The organism is Bradyrhizobium valentinum (assembly GCF_001440405.1).
Taxonomy (GTDB): Bacteria; Pseudomonadota; Alphaproteobacteria; order Rhizobiales; family Xanthobacteraceae; genus Bradyrhizobium; species Bradyrhizobium valentinum.
This window is the reverse complement of record NZ_LLXX01000197.1, coordinates 33,226-49,295: the sequence shown is the minus strand read 5'-3', so window position 1 is coordinate 49,295 and position 16,070 is coordinate 33,226. Positions and strand designations below refer to the sequence as shown.

General features: G+C 62.4%; 21 protein-coding genes. 6 read left to right on the top strand and 15 right to left on the bottom strand.

The features are described 5' to 3' along the window. On the bottom strand, window positions 1-615 hold a 615-nt coding region (locus CP49_RS35105), incomplete at its 3' end, for a DUF4175 family protein (RefSeq protein WP_156438837.1). A gap of 240 nt (window positions 616-855) precedes the next feature. On the opposite strand from CP49_RS35105, the gene CP49_RS35100 reads away from it, so the two are divergent. Further along, complete coding sequence (locus CP49_RS35100) at window positions 856-1,764, top strand: NAD(P)-dependent oxidoreductase (RefSeq protein WP_057854677.1); 909 nt, start codon at window positions 856-858, stop codon at window positions 1,762-1,764. 676 nt (window positions 1,765-2,440) lie between these two features. Here CP49_RS35100 and CP49_RS43890 read toward each other — a convergent pair. Further along, entirely contained in the window at window positions 2,441-2,662 is a 222-nt protein-coding gene (locus CP49_RS43890; RefSeq protein ID WP_156438838.1) for a DUF4167 domain-containing protein, read from the bottom strand. Window positions 2,663-3,013: 351 nt separating this feature from the next. Here CP49_RS43890 and CP49_RS35090 point away from each other — a divergent pair, with 351 nt between their 5' ends. After that, entirely contained in the window at window positions 3,014-3,268 is a 255-nt protein-coding gene (locus CP49_RS35090; protein WP_156438836.1) for a hypothetical protein, read from the top strand. Window positions 3,269-3,302: 34 nt separating this feature from the next. Here the strand turns inward: CP49_RS35090 and lysA are convergent, their stop codons facing one another. The 3 genes from lysA to argH all read right to left on the bottom strand — a co-directional run bounded on the left by lysA (window position 3,303) and on the right by argH (window position 6,342). Then, window positions 3,303-4,568, bottom strand: coding sequence for a diaminopimelate decarboxylase (gene lysA, locus CP49_RS35085; protein WP_057854674.1), 1,266 nt, complete (start codon window positions 4,566-4,568; stop codon window positions 3,303-3,305). Window positions 4,569-4,581: 13 nt separating this feature from the next. Beyond that, window positions 4,582-4,842: an LPS translocon maturation chaperone LptM gene (lptM, locus tag CP49_RS35080; RefSeq protein WP_057854686.1), complete on the bottom strand. Its 261-nt coding sequence runs from the start codon at window positions 4,840-4,842 to the stop codon at window positions 4,582-4,584. Between the two features lie 108 nt (window positions 4,843-4,950). Beyond that, window positions 4,951-6,342, bottom strand: a complete 1,392-nt coding sequence (gene argH, locus CP49_RS35075) for an argininosuccinate lyase (RefSeq protein ID WP_057854685.1) — start codon at window positions 6,340-6,342, stop codon at window positions 4,951-4,953. A 124-nt stretch (window positions 6,343-6,466) separates the two neighbouring features. On the opposite strand from argH, the gene tlpA reads away from it, so the two are divergent. Beyond that, a complete protein-coding gene (gene tlpA / locus CP49_RS35070; RefSeq protein WP_420807678.1) occupies window positions 6,467-7,144 on the top strand; it encodes a thiol:disulfide interchange protein TlpA in 678 nt (225 codons plus the stop codon). Between the two features lie 39 nt (window positions 7,145-7,183). Here the strand turns inward: tlpA and CP49_RS35065 are convergent, their stop codons facing one another. Further along, window positions 7,184-7,564 carry a winged helix-turn-helix transcriptional regulator gene (locus CP49_RS35065; RefSeq protein ID WP_057854672.1) on the bottom strand — a complete coding sequence of 127 codons (381 nt, stop codon included), beginning with the start codon at window positions 7,562-7,564 and terminating at the stop codon, window positions 7,184-7,186. Window positions 7,565-7,717: 153 nt separating this feature from the next. On the opposite strand from CP49_RS35065, the gene CP49_RS35060 reads away from it, so the two are divergent. Next, on the top strand, window positions 7,718-8,107 hold the full coding sequence (locus CP49_RS35060) for a DoxX family protein (RefSeq protein ID WP_057854671.1): 390 nt from the start codon (window positions 7,718-7,720) through the stop codon (window positions 8,105-8,107). Between the two features lie 103 nt (window positions 8,108-8,210). After that, window positions 8,211-8,600 carry an MAPEG family protein gene (locus CP49_RS35055; protein ID WP_057854670.1) on the top strand — a complete coding sequence of 130 codons (390 nt, stop codon included), beginning with the start codon at window positions 8,211-8,213 and terminating at the stop codon, window positions 8,598-8,600. An 11-nt stretch (window positions 8,601-8,611) separates the two neighbouring features. Here the strand turns inward: CP49_RS35055 and CP49_RS35050 are convergent, their stop codons facing one another. From CP49_RS35050 to CP49_RS35020, 7 genes are all read right to left on the bottom strand, one after another. After that, entirely contained in the window at window positions 8,612-8,800 is a 189-nt protein-coding gene (locus CP49_RS35050; protein WP_057854669.1) for a putative motility protein, read from the bottom strand. Window positions 8,801-9,024: 224 nt separating this feature from the next. Then, window positions 9,025-9,906 carry a 3-hydroxybutyryl-CoA dehydrogenase gene (locus CP49_RS35045; protein WP_057854684.1) on the bottom strand — a complete coding sequence of 294 codons (882 nt, stop codon included), beginning with the start codon at window positions 9,904-9,906 and terminating at the stop codon, window positions 9,025-9,027. 94 nt (window positions 9,907-10,000) lie between these two features. Beyond that, window positions 10,001-10,183, bottom strand: a complete 183-nt coding sequence (locus CP49_RS35040) for a hypothetical protein (protein WP_057854668.1) — start codon at window positions 10,181-10,183, stop codon at window positions 10,001-10,003. Window positions 10,184-10,195: 12 nt separating this feature from the next. After that, window positions 10,196-11,140 carry an electron transfer flavoprotein subunit alpha/FixB family protein gene (locus CP49_RS35035; RefSeq protein ID WP_057854667.1) on the bottom strand — a complete coding sequence of 315 codons (945 nt, stop codon included), beginning with the start codon at window positions 11,138-11,140 and terminating at the stop codon, window positions 10,196-10,198. Further along, complete coding sequence (locus tag CP49_RS35030) at window positions 11,140-11,889, bottom strand: electron transfer flavoprotein subunit beta/FixA family protein (RefSeq protein WP_057854666.1); 750 nt, start codon at window positions 11,887-11,889, stop codon at window positions 11,140-11,142. Before CP49_RS35030 ends, CP49_RS35035 begins: the two co-directional genes overlap by 1 nt. Window positions 11,890-12,023: 134 nt before the next feature. Continuing rightward, entirely contained in the window at window positions 12,024-12,596 is a 573-nt protein-coding gene (locus tag CP49_RS35025) for a cob(I)yrinic acid a,c-diamide adenosyltransferase (RefSeq protein WP_057854665.1), read from the bottom strand. A 22-nt stretch (window positions 12,597-12,618) separates the two neighbouring features. Next, window positions 12,619-12,813, bottom strand: coding sequence for a twin transmembrane helix small protein (locus tag CP49_RS35020; protein ID WP_057854664.1), 195 nt, complete (start codon window positions 12,811-12,813; stop codon window positions 12,619-12,621). Window positions 12,814-12,992: 179 nt separating this feature from the next. On the opposite strand from CP49_RS35020, the gene CP49_RS35015 reads away from it, so the two are divergent. After that, window positions 12,993-13,853: a YihY/virulence factor BrkB family protein gene (locus tag CP49_RS35015; protein ID WP_420807681.1), complete on the top strand. Its 861-nt coding sequence runs from the start codon at window positions 12,993-12,995 to the stop codon at window positions 13,851-13,853. On the opposite strand, the gene CP49_RS35010 is transcribed toward CP49_RS35015, so the two are convergent. Further along, a complete protein-coding gene (locus CP49_RS35010) occupies window positions 13,777-15,027 on the bottom strand; it encodes an ATP-binding protein (RefSeq protein WP_057854662.1) in 1,251 nt (416 codons plus the stop codon). The genes CP49_RS35015 and CP49_RS35010 overlap by 77 nt on opposite strands. An 83-nt stretch (window positions 15,028-15,110) precedes the next feature. Beyond that, window positions 15,111-15,995, bottom strand: coding sequence for a tRNA glutamyl-Q(34) synthetase GluQRS (gene gluQRS / locus CP49_RS35005; protein ID WP_057854661.1), 885 nt, complete (start codon window positions 15,993-15,995; stop codon window positions 15,111-15,113). Between the last annotated feature and the right edge of the window lie 75 nt (window positions 15,996-16,070).

Here is a 16,070-nt window from a genome sequence, read left to right as displayed (position 1 = left end):
GGCATCGACCCGGACGTTGGCCGGCGCCAGCACGCCGTTCCAGTCGAACGCCGCGGCAATTCGCAGCCGGCGCTCGTCGCCGGCGGCGACATAGGCGGCCGCCAGCATCACCACGACCAGTGCGCGCAGCGCCCGGGGATCGTGGATCGCCAGCCGCGGCGAAGGCAGCCCGGCGCGGATCCGCTTGATCGAGGCCAGCGTGCGCTCGCGCTGCTCCCGCCACAGCGCCTGGGCGATCGGGTCTTTGGTCGTAAGCGTATCGGTGAGCGCGGTCGCCGGGCGATGGCGAATGCCGGTACCGCGGTCGAGCCGGCTCAAGCCCTCTTCACGGGTTGGCCAGCGAAACCGCGCGAGCGGGAACAATGCAGCCAGCGCCAACAGGACGAACAGGCTGACGCCAATCGCGCGTGAAAGGAACGGCAGCGCCAGCCATAGTCCGGCCCAGGACACCACCAGAAACAGTCCGATGACGCATAAAAACCGGGCGATGCCCGGCCAGGCGCGCTCCCACGTAATCGCATATTGAGCCCGTTGCAGGGCCTGCGTCAGTCGAAGCCGCGCGACAGCATCCGGCTCGCGCGTGGATTTTGTGGGGTCAGGTGAAGCGCCGCTCAACAATCTCTCCGGGTTGCCGACAAGTCAGCCTAGCACAACGGCGGCAATGAGGCACCTGTTCCCGGGGTAACCCACACCCGGAAATACGCATAACACGAAGGCGTGACTGCCGGGCTCTAGCCCCATAACGTCGATCCCGAACCGTAAAAATACGTGAGGAAATCGTCATGGACCAGAAAACACACGACAAGGGACTGGAAATTCGCAAGGCCGTATGACGAAATCACAGGAAACATCACCATGGAAATCGGATTCATCGGCCTTGGGAATATGGGCTTCCCCATGGCGCGCCGGCTGATCGAGGCTGGCCATCAGCTCACCGTGTTCGATACGCGGAAAGAAGCGACAGACAAGCTCGTCGCGATGGGTGCGCAAGCTGGATCCTCGCCCAAGGACATCGCCGACCGCTGCGAGACCGTGCTGGCGAGCCTGCCGTCGCTGCAGGCCTCGCTCGACGTCGCGACCGGCGCCGGTGGCGTGATCGAAGGCAAGCGCGTCAAGCGCTTCATCGACCTCTCCACCGTCGGCTCGCAGATGGCCGCCAAAATTCACGGCCTGCTGGGAGCCAAGAACATCGTGCAGATCGACAGCCCCGTGAGCGGCGGCGTCGGCGGCGCGGAGAAGGGAACGCTGGCCGTCATGGTCTCCGGCCCGCGCGCCGATTTCGAAATCGCAAAACCCGCGCTCGACGTGATCGGAAACGTGTTCTTCATCGGCGAGAAACCCGGCTCGGCGCAGACGATGAAACTTGCCAACAACTTCCTCTCCGCAACCGCCATGGTGGCGACGTCGGAAGCGGTGGTGATGGGCGTCAAGGCAGGTCTCGATCCAGCCGTGATGATCGACGTCATCAACGCCGGATCGGGGCTCAACACGGCCAGCCGCGACAAGTTTCCGCGCGCGGTGCTGCCGCGCAGCTTCGATTTCGGCTTCGCCACCGGCTTGATGGTGAAGGACGTACGGCTCGCGCTGGAGGAGATGAAATCGCTGGGCCTATCGATGGAAGTCGCCGAAGCGGTCGGTCGCCTGTGGGAAGTCGTGATCCGCGACGAGGGCGCGGAGTCGGATTTTACCGCCGCGATCAAGCCGATCGAAAAGGCGGCGGGTGTGGTGGTCGGCGGGGAGAAGGGCGGCCACGCGGCGAAATAGCGCTGACGGTCGGTTTATGAGCTGGCGCGTGACGGACAGCGGTGCGCGACGCGCCACGCAGCCAGCATTGCAGCGATTCTCGCACTATTCAGCTGGACAATCTTCGCAGCCCACGCCGTGGGCGCTTACCGGACGCGCTAGTTATCAACTCCGCTTCCGCGTGCGGCTTCCAAAGAGGTCGGAGCCCCAGAATGAGACGAGGACCAGCGCGCAAGTCGCGAGGCCCAACAATGCCAGAATTGTTTCGAGCATCATCGAATCAACTCCCTTCTGTTGGAATTTTGCCATACGAACGCGCCGCAGTTGAGCGCGCTTAATCTGTGTGCCCGACGCCGCCGTGGCACATTAGAAGGACGCCCCCAGCTTCAAGCGAGGCATCAACCGTTGGGGCCGTCCTTGTCCCATGCCGGGCATGCCCATCCGCATGGTGTCCAGCATGTGCCGAAATAAAAATCTGATTCGAATCAATGTCTGTATGGAACCCGACGCTGTGGCATGGTTCCAGGCTCGATGGGACCTGATCAATCCAGGGATGGGAAAGTCCGGCAATCGCCATCTCGCATCGGGCGTACGGCTGCATCAGAGGTGCTCCCGAGGACCCTTGAAGCAGGGATGCCTCATCTCACCCTCGGCCGACTTCGCCTGGCATTCGATGATGGGTATCGCTTACAGCACACTAATTCGCATTCTTCGCCATCGACCGGAAATAGTGCTCGGCATGCTGGAAATAATTCTCCGCTGCGATCCGGTCTCCCCTCAGAGCTTCGGCGCGGGCCAACGCCAGGTAGCGTTCATAGTTTTTCTCTGCGCTCTGAGCATTCTTCGCCTGGGGGCGAGGGAACCCGGAAGACTCATTTCTCCGGGCGGGTCGCGATCCTCGGCGCACTGCACCGGTCATAACTTTCGCATTTGGGCATGGTTGTGTCGTTACCGGCTTAAGGTCCGAAATGTATTTCATGTTGGTCCACATGCCGCTCCGGCAGAGCCGTGCGACGTTCACTGGAGGAATTGTCGTGCTGCAATCCAGTCGATGGGCCACTGAGGGCGGCGCTCAAAAGTACGAGGTGGTGTTTCCTGGCGCCCGAAGCAGTGAGGGCCGCCGAACAAATCCATATCGACTGCGTTTTAGATAAGATCGAAGAAGCCGATTTCAAGTTGGGCTGGCTGAGCAGAAGAAATTTTAGCGAAACGTCCATCCTCGTCGTGCGCGCCCAACGCGGCAGTAGCCAGAACGTAGGAGGAAAGATCCATGATAAGAAAACCCATGACGACGATGACCGAGGAGCCAATACCCAGGAACATCATGCGCGCTGATGTCACGATCACGGAAGGTTTCGGCATGGAGGTCGACGGTCAGATGAAGGCGGTGTTCGACACAAAGGAAGCCGCCGAAAAGAAAGCGCGGGAACTCAAGACCAAATTCCCGATGCTTCAGGTCAAGGTCTATGACGCAGCGCAAAGAACGAGTACGGTAATAACGGCCAAAACAGCCGAAACCGTCTGACGGACGCTTCAGAAAGCCATCGAAGCGACAACGCTCACAGCCAGGGCGCCGGCTTATCCATCGCGATCAGTTCCTCGACCTCGATGCGCGGGCGCACTACAGCGTACTGGTCGTCTTTGACGAGGACTTCCGGCACCAGGGGTCGCGTATTGTAGAAGCCCGACTGCACCGCGCCGTAGGCGCCGGCGGTCATGATCGCGATGAGATCGCCGGCCTTCGGCTCGGGCAGCTTGCGGTCGAGCGCGAGATAGTCGCCGGTTTCGCAGACCGGACCCACCACATCGGCGGTGATCGTGCGCGCGTCCTTCGCGGCCTCGCGCACCGGCAGGATATCGTGATGGGCTTCATAAAGGGTGGGGCGGATCAGGTCGTTCATCGCGGCGTCGATGATGACGAAGTTCTTGGCCTCGCCCGGCTTCACATAGATGACGCGGGAGACGAGGATGCCGGCGTTGCCGACGATCATCCGCCCGGGCTCGAACATCAGCGTGCAGCCGAGATTGTGCGTCACCCGCTTGACCATCGCGGCATAGGCGGACGGCAGCGGCGGCGCTTCCCGGTCGGCGTGATAGGGGATGCCGAGGCCGCCGCCGAAATCGATATGCGAGATGTTGTGGCCGTCGGAACGCAGCGTCAGCACGAAATCCGACAGGATCCGGAACGCGGTTTCCATCTTGCTGAGATCGGTGATCTGGCTGCCGATATGCATGTCGGTGCCGGTCACCTCGATGCCCGGCAGCTTGGCCGCATGGGCATAGACTTCGCGCGCCCGCTCGATCGGAATACCGAACTTGTTCTCGGACCTGCCGGTTGCGATCTTGGCATGCGTTCCGGCATCGACGTCCGGGTTGACCCGCACCGAAATCCGCGCGGTCTTGCCGGTCTCGACCGCGAGCTTCGACAGCAATTCCAGTTCGGGCTCGGACTCGATGTTGATGCAAAGAATGTCGGCGGCCAGCGCCGCGCGCAGTTCTATTTCGGTCTTGCCGACGCCGGAAAACAGAATCTTGCTCGGCGGTATCCCCGCCGCCAGCGCGCGCTTCAATTCGCCGCCCGACACCACGTCGGCGCCGGCGCCGAGCTTTGCCAATGTGCGCAGCACCGACTGGTTGGAATTCGCCTTCATGGCGTAACAGACCAGCGTCTTCTCGCCGGCAAAGGCCTCGGTGAAGACGCGGTAGTGGCGCTCCAGCGTCGCCGTCGAATAGCAATAGAACGGCGTGCCGACAGCATCGGCGAGTTCGGACAGGTTGACGGCCTCGGCGTGCAGCACGCCGTTGCGATAGTCGAAGTGATTCATGGCGCGCTCAGTCTCAGTCCAGCAGCGGATCGAGAACGAATTTCTTCTTGCCGCCTTTGGCGGCGGTGGGCGCGGCCTCGGACCCGTAGGTCGAGTTGAATACGCCTGGCTGCGCCGCGCGCTCGGCCTCGGTATCGGAGGTAGCCTGCGCCTGCGGCGCGTTCGGCGGCAGGTCGAGCCCGCCTTTGCGTCCGCAGCCCCCGAGCGCGAGCGCGGTCACGCTCAACAGGATGATGGCCCATCCCGACGATGACGGGCGGTAGTTACTGATCACGACGAAATCCCCAATGCGCGGCGCACCATACAAAGATTGCCTCGGTCTGGCGAGTGCCGATGGGCCACGGACAACCATGAAATTGCAGCGAAATTTTTCTCTTCAAGCCTATTTTCGCTCTTTTTCCAGCCGTTTCAGCCAGGCTTTGGCCTGGATAAGCACGTTCTTCGGCGCGGTGCCGCCATAGCTGGTCCGGCTTTTGACGGAGGCTTCCACCGACAGCACGCGCAAGGCGTCCGCCGTGATGTCAGGCTCGACCTCCTGCATCGCCTTCAGCGGCAACTCGTGCAGCGCCACGCCCTGTTTCGAGGCGAGACCGACGATGCGGCCGGTGACATGGTGCGCATCGCGGAACGGCATTTTCAGCGTCCGCACCAGCCAGTCGGCCAGATCGGTGGCGGTGGCATAGCCTTCGCCGGCGGCCGCCTTCATCCGCGCCTCGTCCGGCACCAGGTCGAGGACCATGCCAGTCATTGCGCGAATCGCCAGCGATAGCGCGGAAAACGCCTCCATCGCGCCCTGCTTGTCCTCCTGCATGTCTTTTTGATAGGCGAGCGGCAGGCCCTTCATCACGATCAGGAGACCGTTCAGCGCACCGATCACCCGGCCGGTCTTGGCGCGCACCAGTTCGGCCGCATCGGGATTACGCTTCTGCGGCATGATCGAGGAGCCGGTGGTGAACTTGTCGGAGAGCCGCACCAGGCCGACCAGCGGCGAGGTCCAGATCACGATTTCCTCGGCAAAGCGCGACATGTGCACGGCCGCGATCGACGCCGCCGACAGCGTCTCCAGCACGAAGTCGCGGTCCGACACCGCATCCAGCGAATTGGCCATCGGACGGTCGAAGCCGAGCGCTTTCGCGGTCGCAGCCCGGTCGATCGGAAACGAGGTTCCGGCCAGCGCTGCTGCACCGAGCGGCGATTCGTTCAGCCGCTTGCGCGCGTCGGCAAAGCGGCCGCGGTCACGCGCGGCCATCTCGACATAGGCCAGCAGATGATGCCCGAACGTCACGGGCTGGGCGGTCTGCAGATGCGTGAAGCCCGGCATCACGGTCGCGGCATGCTCGAGCGCCCGTTCCGCCAGCGCATGCTGGAAGGCGGCCAGCGCCGCGTCCATCTCGTCGATCGTGTCGCGCACGTAGAGACGGAAATCGGTCGCCACCTGATCGTTGCGGGAGCGCGCGGTGTGCAGCCGCCCCGCCGCCGGCCCGATCAGTTCGGAAAGCCGGCTTTCGACGTTCATATGGATGTCTTCGAGCGTACGCTTGAAGTCGAACGCGCCCTTGCCGATTTCTGACAAAATCGTGTCTAGACCCTTGCCGATATTTTTCGCATCACTCGCGGTGATAATGCCTTGCGCCGCCAGCATCGCGGCGTGGGCCTTGGACGCGGCGATGTCCTGGGCATAGAGGTGACGATCGACGTCGATCGAGACGTTGATTTCCTCCATGATCGCATCGGGACGCTCGGTGAACCGGCCGCCCCACATCTTGTTGCTCATGACTTCCCAAGCCTTGCCATCTATATCCTCGAACCGGCTGCGAAACGCCGCGCCGGTTTCGGCCGTAACTGGACCGTAATCTTGAGCCCTGCATAGCCGTATCTGATACAGGATGACAAACGATATGCCCGAAATGTCCCCGCCCCGCCCGGCCACGAGGCGCCGGATCCCGATCGCCATCGGTGCGGTGGCGGCTGCGGGCGTCGTCGGATTGGGCGCGTTTTACGGGCTCGGCGGCTTCAAGCGCGGCGCTGGCGGCGATCCCATCTGTAGCGGGGCCGTCGAGCTGGCCCGCAAGATCGCGCCGCTGGCGCATGGCGAGGTGGCCGCGCTGACCATGGCGACGACGCCCTTGCGGCTCCCCGACCTCGCTTTTGAGGACGCCGAAGGTAAGCCCCGAAAGCTCTCGGACTGGCGCGGCAAGACCGTGCTGGTGAACCTGTGGGCCACCTGGTGCGTGCCTTGTCGCAAAGAAATGCCGGCGCTGGACAGCCTGCAGGCCAAGCTTGGCGGCAAGGATTTCGAGGTGGTCGCCGTCAACATCGACACCCGCGACCCCGAGAAGCCGAAAAACTTCCTCAAAGAGGCCAATCTGACCCGGCTCGGGTATTTCGCCGATTCAAAAGCCAAGGTTTTTCAGGATCTTAAGAGCATAGGCAAGGCGCTTGGCATGCCCACTTCGGTGCTGGTGGACGGCCAGGGCTGCGAGATCGCCAACCTTGCCGGTCCCGCCGAATGGGCCAGCGACGACGCCATCAAGCTGATCAAGGCCGCCATGCAGCCGATGAAGGCGGGGTCTTGACGCCGGCAATGCGCTGGCCATCAGGGGCAGCACGAATTTCTAGCTGCTTTTAGCTTTGCGACCGCGCGAGCTCGGTCTCGCCGGCACGCTTTGTCCATACTCGTTCCACCAGGCCGTCAGCGCCTCCATCGCGGGCCCGAGCCCGCGCGCCTTGGGCGTGATTTCATATTCGACGCGGGGCGGCACTTCAGCAAACACGGTGCGCGATACCAGACCGTCTGCTTCGAGCTCGCGCAGTTGTGCCGTCAGCATGTGCTGGGTGATGCCGGGGATCGCTTTTCGCAGCTCCCCGAAACGGTAGACCCGCTGATTGAGCAGCCACATAATCTCCAGCTTCCACTTGCCCGAGAGCAGCGCGAACGCGCGCCGCATCTCCTCGTGCATGTTGATCTCGTGGTCGGCCATAGTCTGGTTTTCCATACTAACTGCGAGTTATTCATCCTACTTGTTAACATCAATCTTAGTCGACATTTTGCATGTGCTGCAGACGCGCAAACGAAAACGCGCGTCCAGACCAACCAACAAAGTCGATGAAAGAGATGTTGCTGCGGCAACAGCAATCAGGAAGACCTCATGGCCGCAAACTACACCTATTGGATCAGCACGGCGCTTCTGTGCCTGCTCTATCTCGCTTCCGCTATCATGTACGTAACGCGAAGGGACTGGGCTGGTCAGGCACTCACCGACCTCGGCTATCCGGCCTATCTCGTGCAAGTCATGATCGCCGTGAAGGTTCTGGGCGCGGCCGCCATACTGTCGCGCGTCAACGTGGCGCTCAGCGATCTCGCCTATGCCGGCATGTTCTATCACCTGCTGCTGTCAGGCTTGGCGCACCTCGGTGTTCGTAAGCCCGGCGGCGCCGTGCCGGCAGCGATGGGCCTCGTGCTGCTGACCACCTCTTTCGTCACGCAGAACGCTGCTCGCGAAATGCCGTCGCCCTACGTGCAGACAGCGGTGCTCTGACGCGGCGAAAACCACCAGCATTCCCGTTCCAGTCAGCGAGCATCAGCTCGCGGCAAGTTCGCCCTGACGGATCCCCGCAAGCAAAGGCCTGAAGAAGCTCCAAATGACGATCCTTCCTATCACCTCGCTATTTGCGGCCGCCTTCGCTGTCGCCCTGGTCGCCCTCTCGTTTCCGGTCTCCCTGCGACGCCTAAAGGTGGGGGACATGACGGGCTGCAGCACCGACGAGACGCTGCAGCAGCGCATCCGCGCGCAAGGCAATTTCATTGAATACGTGCCTCTGGGCATCATCGTCCTGAGCCTGGTGGAGGCTCATGCAGCCCCGGCCTGGATGGTCGGGGCCATCGGCGGAGTGCTTGCCTTAGGGCGACTGCTGCATGCGTTCGGCATGCTCCGCGCTTCCGATCCGGTGCGCGGCTTCGGAATGATCTTCACCTATCTGGCTCTGATTTTTGCCGCCGGGCGACTGTTCGTTGATGCCGTCGCCCAGTGAAACCGGCCGGGTTAGGCCGCAATATCGAGATTGCCGCCAATGCCGGGGGCGAGATTGGCGCTCGAGGGGATGCCCAGCAGGGTGTGAACCGCGGCCTTCTCGGCATCCGCGTTCTGTTTGATGATCGAGGTCTGAATCTGCTGCTGCGTGCCCGCCGCCTGCATCGCGAGCATGCTCGAAACCATAGCCATCATATCCATACGCAGCACTCCTCAAACGTGAGAGCACCCTACCCCGGCACCGGTTAACGAATTCTGGAGAGGACAGAAAAGTTGGGCGGGCGCGCGAATGCACGAGCGAAGACACGCTGCGCGTGTCCAAAATTCGTAGGATGGGTGGAGCGAAGCGATACCCATCGACGTCGGGGAGGCTTGATGATGGGTTTCGCTTACGCTCTACCCATCCTGCGAAGGCGCGCTGACGCCTACCGCGTCGGAACCGGCTTGTCGCCGCGGTAGTCGTAAAAGCCACGCTGTGTCTTGCGGCCGAGCCAGCCGGCCTCGACATATTTCACCAGAAGCGGGCACGGCCGGTATTTCGAATCCGCCAGCCCCTCGTGCAGCACCTGCATGATCGATAGGCAGGTATCGAGCCCGATGAAATCGGCCAGTTCCAGCGGCCCCATCGGGTGATGCGCACCGAGCTTCATCGCGGCATCGATCGCCTCGACGTTTCCGACGCCCTCGTAGAGCGTGTAGATCGCCTCGTTGATCATCGGCAGCAGGATGCGGTTGACGATGAAGGCCGGGAAATCCTCTGACACCGCGACCTGCTTGCCGAGCCGGGTGACGAATTCCTTGGCGGTGTCGAACGTCAGATCGTCGGTGGCGATGCCGCGGATCAGTTCCACCAGTTCCATCGCCGGCACCGGATTCATGAAATGAATGCCGATGAAGCGCTCGGGACGATCGGTCGAGGCGGCGAGCCGCGTGATCGAGATCGACGAGGAATTGGTGGCGACGATCGCTTCCGGCTTCAGCACCGAGCAGAGCTCGTGAAAGATCTTGCGCTTGACCTCTTCCTTTTCGACCGCGCTCTCGATCACGAGATCGCAGTCCGCCAGGCCATCCAGCGTCTCGGTAGAGCTGATCCGCGCGAGCGCCTGCTTACGGGCATCCTCGGTGATGGCCTTCTTGGCCACCTGGCGCGACAGATGGCCGTTGATGGTCGCCATCGCCGACCTCAGCCGTTCGTCGGACACGTCATTGAGCACCACGTCGAGACCGGCCAGCGCCGCCACATGCGCGATGCCGTTGCCCATCTGGCCCGAGCCGATCACGCCGACCTTCTTGATTGTCACCGTCATCTTGTCATCCACCGGAACGGCGCGCACATCGCGCCTGTTCATCTCTAGACCTCGGTTACGATACGATATAGTCCGACGCGAGGTTTCAGTCTCATCATTGGCACGTATTCTTCACGCGAAGCTTAATCAACTTCGCTTGCAACCGCATAAGGTAAAGATCGGCCGAACGTTGCGCGTCCGGCCGATCCGGGATGATGTTCTTCGAACCATCATCCCACTCTATCTTTTTGTTGAGCATGATCTTTTCGGAAAACCGGTTTCCAGTTTTCCGGATCATGCTCCGTCTTCATTACTTGCCGAGCTTGGCGAGCGCCTCGGTCAGCTCCGGAACCGCCTGATAGAGGTCCGCGACCAGGCCGTAATCGGCAACCTGGAAGATCGGCGCGTCTTCATCCTTGTTGATCGCAACGATCACCTTGGAATCCTTCATGCCTGCAAGATGCTGGATCGCGCCGGAGATACCGATGGCGACATATAGTTCCGGCGCCACCACCTTGCCGGTCTGGCCGACCTGCCAGTCGTTCGGCGCATAGCCGGCATCGACCGCGGCGCGCGAGGCGCCGACGCCGGCGCCGAGCTTGTCGGCGAGCGGCTCGATATATTTGGCAAAGTTCTCGCGGCTCTGCATGGCGCGGCCGCCGGAGACGATGATCTTGGCCGAGGTCAACTCGGGACGGTCGCTTTTTGCCACCTCTTCGCCGACGAAGCTGGAGAGGCCGGGATCGGCCGCGGCCGCGGCGTTCTCGACGGGCGCGCTGCCGCCCTCGCCGGCCGCGGCAAAGGTCGAGGTCCGTACCGTGATGACCTTCTTGGCGTCCTTCGACTTCACCGTCTGGATGGCGTTGCCGGCATAGATCGGCCGCTCGAACGTATCTGATGAAACCACCTTGATGATCTCGGACACCTGCATCACGTCGAGCAGGGCTGCAACGCGCGGCATCACGTTCTTGAAGCGCGAGGTCGCAGGCGCGACGAAGGCGTCATAGCCGGAGGCCAGCGACACGATCAGCGCGGCCAGCGGCTCGGCGAGATCATGGGCATAGGCGGCGTTGTCCGCGAGCAGCACCTTCTTGACGCCGGCGAGCTTGGACGCGGCATCGGCCGCTGCCTTGGCGTTTTCGCCGGCGACCAGCACGTGCACGTCGGCGCCGAGTGCAACGGCGGCCGTCAACGTCTTGTTGGTGGCGTCCTTGATCGACGCATTATCGTGTTCGGCAATCAACAGCGTCGTCATCAGAGAACCCCGGCTTCGGTCTTGAGTTTGGATACCAGCTCACCGACGTCCTTGACCTTGACGCCTCCCTTGCGGCCGGGCGGCTCCGCTGTCTTGACTATTTCGAGATGCGGCGTGAGATCGACGCCGTAATCGGACGCGCTCTTGTCGTCGATCGGCTTCTTCTTCGCCTTCATGATGTTGGGCAGCGAGGCGTAGCGCGGCTCGTTGAGCCGCAGGTCGGTGGTGACGATCGCCGGTCCCTTCAGCTTCACGGTCTGCAGGCCGCCGTCGACCTCGCGCGTGACCTTGAAGTCGCTTCCTTCGACTTCGAGCTTGGAGGCGAAGGTCGCCTGCGACCATCCGAGCAGCGCCGCCAGCATCTGGCCGGTCTGGTTCGAGTCGTCGTCGATCGCCTGCTTGCCGAGAATGATCAGGCCCGGCTGTTCCGCATCCGCCACGGCCTTGAGAATCTTCGCGACCGCGAGCGGCTCCACATTGCCTTCGGCCTTGACGAGGATGCCGCGGTCGGCGCCCATCGCGAGACCGGTCCGGATCGTTTCCGAGGCCTGCGCCGGGCCGATCGATACCACCACCACTTCGGTCGCCTTGCCGGCTTCCTTCAGCCGCAGCGCTTCCTCGACGGCGATTTCGTCGAACGGATTCATCGACATCTTCACGTTGGCGAGTTCCACGCCCGTTCCGTCGCTTTTGACGCGGACCTTGACGTTGAAATCGACCACCCGCTTTACCGGCACAAGTACCTTCATCGATCCTCTTTCGCTTGAATTCTGGGGTTTAATTGCTTGCTATTAGCTTGCTACGGCTTGGGCGCGGAACCTAAAGGTCCCGTTATCGGCGGTCAACGCGCGAAAGCCAAAAATCGACCCCGGACAAGCCTACCTTAACGGTTCTGACCGGGCACCCACAACACGTCTCCGGCCCCATTATCGTTCATGGCGCGGCTGGCGACGAAGAGGAAATCCGACAGGCGGTTCATATACTGAATGGCAGCCGCGCTGACGGGCTCCTCGGGCCGGGCGGCGAGTTCCACCATGATCCGTTCCGCCCTGCGGCATATGGTGCGGGCGAGATGCAGGTATGCCGCGGCGGCGGTGCCGCCCGGCAGGACGAACGAGGTCAACGGCGCGAGGTGCTCGTTCAGGCTGTCGATATCGCGTTCGAGCCGCTCGACCTGGCTCGACAGCATCCTTAAGCGTTCGGCCTTGCCGTCCCGCTGGGGCACCGCGAGATCGGCGCCGAGATCGAACAGGTCGTTCTGGATCCGGCCCAGCATCGCATCGAGATCGCGGGCCTCGCCGAGGTGCAGCCGCACCACGCCGATGGCGGCGTTGGTCTCGTCGACGGTACCGTAGGCTGCGATGCGCAGATCATATTTCGGCCGGCGCTCACCGCTGCCGAGCGCCGTGGTACCGTCGTCGCCGGTCTTGGTATAGATGCGGTTGAGCACGACCATTGGCGCTTTCCTTTTCCTGCCCTTATTTACCGATCGCCCAGACCACGACCATGGTGATGACGATGGCGATGAACTGCAGCAATACCCGAAGCCGCATCAGGTTCTGCGAACGGCTCGGCGAACCTCCCCGCATCATGTTGATGAGACCGAGCAGCAGCACGATAGCCACGGCAGCAAGCGCGATGGGGAGGACGACCGAACTCAAAAAGGATGCCATCGGCGCTACATAACACCGGCAAGCGCCGACTTCCACACGTTCACATCCCCTCGCACAATCGCTCGACGATCTGGCCTTTAATCCAATAATATCAGATGCTAGCCCAAGTTTAGCACCGGACTTCCGTACTGCAATCGAGGTGAGATGTGAGGCTCATTCGCTACGTCTACCTCGTCGTGATGGAGGCGTTTTATACGTTCCTCGCCGATGACGGCTGGGCGATCGCGAGCCATATCGCGCTCTCGACATTGATGGCGCTGTTCCCGTTCCTGATCGTGCTGACGTCGCTGGCCGGCTTTTTCGGCTCCAAGGAACTCGCCGACGGGGCCATAGAGCTGCTGCTGCAGACCTGGCCGCAGCAGGTCGCGGACGCGCTGTCAGGAGAAATCCACGATGTGCTGACCACGACGCGCGGCGACATCCTGACTGTCGGCGCGGTGCTGGCGGTCTATTTCGCCTCCAACGGCGTCGAGGCGCTCCGGGTCGCGCTGAACCGCGCCTATTCGGTGGTCGAGCCGCGGGCGTGGTACTGGCTGCGGCTGGAATCGATCGGCTACACGCTGGTCGCGGCCGTCACATCGCTCTTGATGGCGTTCCTGATCGTGCTCGGCCCCCTGATCCTGGAAACCGCACGCCGCCACATTCCGTTCTTTGTCGAGTCTAACGAAAGCATGCTCACTTTCGCCCGTTACGGCATCACGATCACGGCGATGACGGTGGCGCTGTTCGTGCTGCATGCCTGGCTGCCTTGCGGCCGGCGGAGTTTTCTCCAGATCCTTCCGGGCATCGTCTTTACGATGGTTGGATCGCTGATCTCGGGCGTCGTGTTCGGCCAGTATCTGGCGCGCTTCGCCAGCAATTACGTGACGATGTATGCGGGCCTTGCCTCGGTCATCATCGCGCTGGTGTTTCTGTATTTCATTTCGGCGATTTTCGTCTTCGGCGGCGAACTGAACGCAGCCATCATGAAGTCGCAGTTGCCGAAGGGGATGTCGCTTCATGCAGCGCAGTCGCCAGGGCGCGCGGAGACACAGGCTTGACCAGAAAGATATCGGCGCCGGCGGCGCGCGAGGCCGCCTCATCCTCGCTGCGGCCGGATATGCCGATAATCGGCGTGCTCCCGAGCGGCGGCTGAAGCGCGCGAATGCGCCTGATCGCCTCGACGCCGTTGATCCCCGGCAAGACCATGTCCATCAGCACCGCGTCGAATGCGCCTTGCGCGAGCCGCTCCGGCGCCGCCTCGCCCTGGCCGATGAACTCGGTCTGGTGACCGAGCTCGGTCAGGATCGCGTTGAGCACGACGCGGCCAAACGGATTGTCTTCGACGCTGAGTAGCCGCAACGATCGCGGTGAACTGATCGAGACCTCGCCATCGACGCCTGGCGACGCCGTCCCGGCATCGTCGGCGGACGACATCACAACAGTAAGGGTGAAGGTGGCGCCACCGCCACGCCGTTGCGCCACGGTAATGTCGCCGCCCATGGCGCGCGCCAGTTGCTTGACCGACGACAACCCGAGGCCGGCACCGCCGAAGCGCGATGCAATGGAGACATTGGCCTGGGAGAACGGCCGGAACAGGCGCTTGATTTCGTTGAGCGTGAGGCCGATTCCGCTGTCCGAGACGGCGAATGCGACGGCAAACCTGCCTTTCGGACCGCGCCCGGGCGTGACCTGCAGCGCGACACTGCCGTGGTCGGTGAATTTCACGGCATTGTCGATCAGGTTTTCCACCGCGGCGCGCAGACGGACGGGATCGCCGATGGCAAATCCCGGGAGCTTTTCGGAAATAACGACCGACGATTGCAGGCCTTTGGCCGCCGCGCGCCCGGCCAGCGAATCGCCGGCATTGCGAACCAGCGTGCGCAGGTCGAAGAAATCCTGCCGCACCTTGAGCCCGGGACCGCCGCTACGCGCGGCGTCGACGAACAGCGTGGCAAGGCTCGCCAGATGTTCCGCGCCCGCCTTGATGGTGTCGACCCAGCGCCGTTCCCGCTCGTCGAGTTCAGAGGTCGCGAGCAGATTGCTGATCGCCAGAATGCCCGTAAGCGGCGTGCGGACCTCGTGCGCAAAGGCGGCCAGCGCGGTTTCAACCATGCCGGGGACAGCGGACTTGCGCGTAGCGCGCGTTTTAGCCGCGGCCCGGGATATGCGCTTTTTCGGTCGCCATTTCTTGACAGTTCCTTTGATGACTGGTGAGCGCCGCTTTACTGCCATGATCCCCCTTCCCCGCGCATTGACAACATGACACGCGAGCGAGGTCAAAGTCACGGAGACCTTTCGAGCAACCCCCAGTAGAACTACGGGCCTGATTCGGACAATCCGACCATTCGCCTGATATCGGCAGCCGTGGCGCCCTGCCCACGCAATTCGCGCAAGCCCGTGGCATCGGTCGATTTCGACAGCTTTTGGCCCGCTGCATCTGTCATGAGCAGATGATGCCGGTAAGCCGGTTGCGGAATACCGAGCAGATGTTGCAGCAGACGATGCACACTGGTTGACCAGAACAGGTCGCGACCCCGCACCACGTCAGTGACGCCCTGCAAGGCATCGTCGACCACGACAGATAGATGATAGCTGGTCGGCGTCTCCTTGCGCGCGAGAATAACGTCGCCCCAGCTTTCCGGCTGAGCGCTCACGACGCCGGTCTCGCCATCAGGCCCTTCGCCAAGTTCGATCCAGGTAAGCTCATTCGCACGCGCGCGCGCCGCCGCCATGTCGAGCCGCAGCGCGTAAGGCATGCCCTGCTCGATCAGCCGGCTGCGCTCTCCCGGCGACAGCGATTTCGCAAGCCCCGGATAGAGTGGCGCCCCGTCAGGATCGCGCGGCCAGGGCGCGCTGGCTTCACGTTGCGCCACCAGACGGGCGATTTCTGTGCGGCTCTCGAAGCTCGGATAGATCAGGCCTAAGCCTGCCAGTTTTTCGACCGCCTCGCGATAGCGCGCAAAATGCTCCGATTGCCGCCGCACCGGCGTTTCCCATGATATCCCCAGCCAGGCGAGGTCTTCGTAGATCGCCGCCTCGAATTCCGGACGGCATCTGATAGCGTCGATATCCTCAATCCGCAGCAGGAATCTTCCTCCCGTGCGACGCGCGAGGTCGAAATTCAATAGCGCCGAATAGGCGTGGCCGAGATGGAGGTAGCCGTTCGGGCTCGGCGCGAATCGGAAAACGGGTGGCGGCATTGATCGTGACACTGTCATTGCCGGGCTTGACCCGGCAATCCATCCTTCAAAAGACTTTTACGATATAAGATGAAT

Excerpts from the sequence above, each read along its gene's own strand:
- CP49_RS35100 (WP_057854677.1), top strand. The coding sequence starts at position 856 with ATGGAAATCGGATTCATCGGCCTTGGGAATATGGGCTTCCCCATGGCG.
- CP49_RS43890 (WP_156438838.1), bottom strand. The coding sequence starts at position 2,662 with ATGACCGGTGCAGTGCGCCGAGGATCGCGACCCGCCCGGAGAAATGAG.
- CP49_RS35090 (WP_156438836.1), top strand. The coding sequence starts at position 3,014 with ATGATAAGAAAACCCATGACGACGATGACCGAGGAGCCAATACCCAGG.
- lysA (WP_057854674.1), bottom strand. The coding sequence starts at position 4,568 with ATGAATCACTTCGACTATCGCAACGGCGTGCTGCACGCCGAGGCCGTC.
- argH (WP_057854685.1), bottom strand. The coding sequence starts at position 6,342 with ATGAGCAACAAGATGTGGGGCGGCCGGTTCACCGAGCGTCCCGATGCG.
- tlpA (WP_420807678.1), top strand. The coding sequence starts at position 6,467 with ATGCCCGAAATGTCCCCGCCCCGCCCGGCCACGAGGCGCCGGATCCCG.
- CP49_RS35065 (WP_057854672.1), bottom strand. The coding sequence starts at position 7,564 with ATGGAAAACCAGACTATGGCCGACCACGAGATCAACATGCACGAGGAG.
- CP49_RS35060 (WP_057854671.1), top strand. The coding sequence starts at position 7,718 with ATGGCCGCAAACTACACCTATTGGATCAGCACGGCGCTTCTGTGCCTG.
- CP49_RS35055 (WP_057854670.1), top strand. The coding sequence starts at position 8,211 with ATGACGATCCTTCCTATCACCTCGCTATTTGCGGCCGCCTTCGCTGTC.
- CP49_RS35050 (WP_057854669.1), bottom strand. The coding sequence starts at position 8,800 with ATGGATATGATGGCTATGGTTTCGAGCATGCTCGCGATGCAGGCGGCG.
- CP49_RS35045 (WP_057854684.1), bottom strand. The coding sequence starts at position 9,906 with ATGACGGTGACAATCAAGAAGGTCGGCGTGATCGGCTCGGGCCAGATG.
- CP49_RS35040 (WP_057854668.1), bottom strand. The coding sequence starts at position 10,183 with ATGATCCGGAAAACTGGAAACCGGTTTTCCGAAAAGATCATGCTCAAC.
- CP49_RS35035 (WP_057854667.1), bottom strand. The coding sequence starts at position 11,140 with ATGACGACGCTGTTGATTGCCGAACACGATAATGCGTCGATCAAGGAC.
- CP49_RS35030 (WP_057854666.1), bottom strand. The coding sequence starts at position 11,889 with ATGAAGGTACTTGTGCCGGTAAAGCGGGTGGTCGATTTCAACGTCAAG.
- CP49_RS35025 (WP_057854665.1), bottom strand. The coding sequence starts at position 12,596 with ATGGTCGTGCTCAACCGCATCTATACCAAGACCGGCGACGACGGTACC.
- CP49_RS35020 (WP_057854664.1), bottom strand. The coding sequence starts at position 12,813 with ATGGCATCCTTTTTGAGTTCGGTCGTCCTCCCCATCGCGCTTGCTGCC.
- CP49_RS35015 (WP_420807681.1), top strand. The coding sequence starts at position 12,993 with ATGGAGGCGTTTTATACGTTCCTCGCCGATGACGGCTGGGCGATCGCG.
- CP49_RS35010 (WP_057854662.1), bottom strand. The coding sequence starts at position 15,027 with ATGGCAGTAAAGCGGCGCTCACCAGTCATCAAAGGAACTGTCAAGAAA.
- gluQRS (WP_057854661.1), bottom strand. The coding sequence starts at position 15,995 with ATGCCGCCACCCGTTTTCCGATTCGCGCCGAGCCCGAACGGCTACCTC.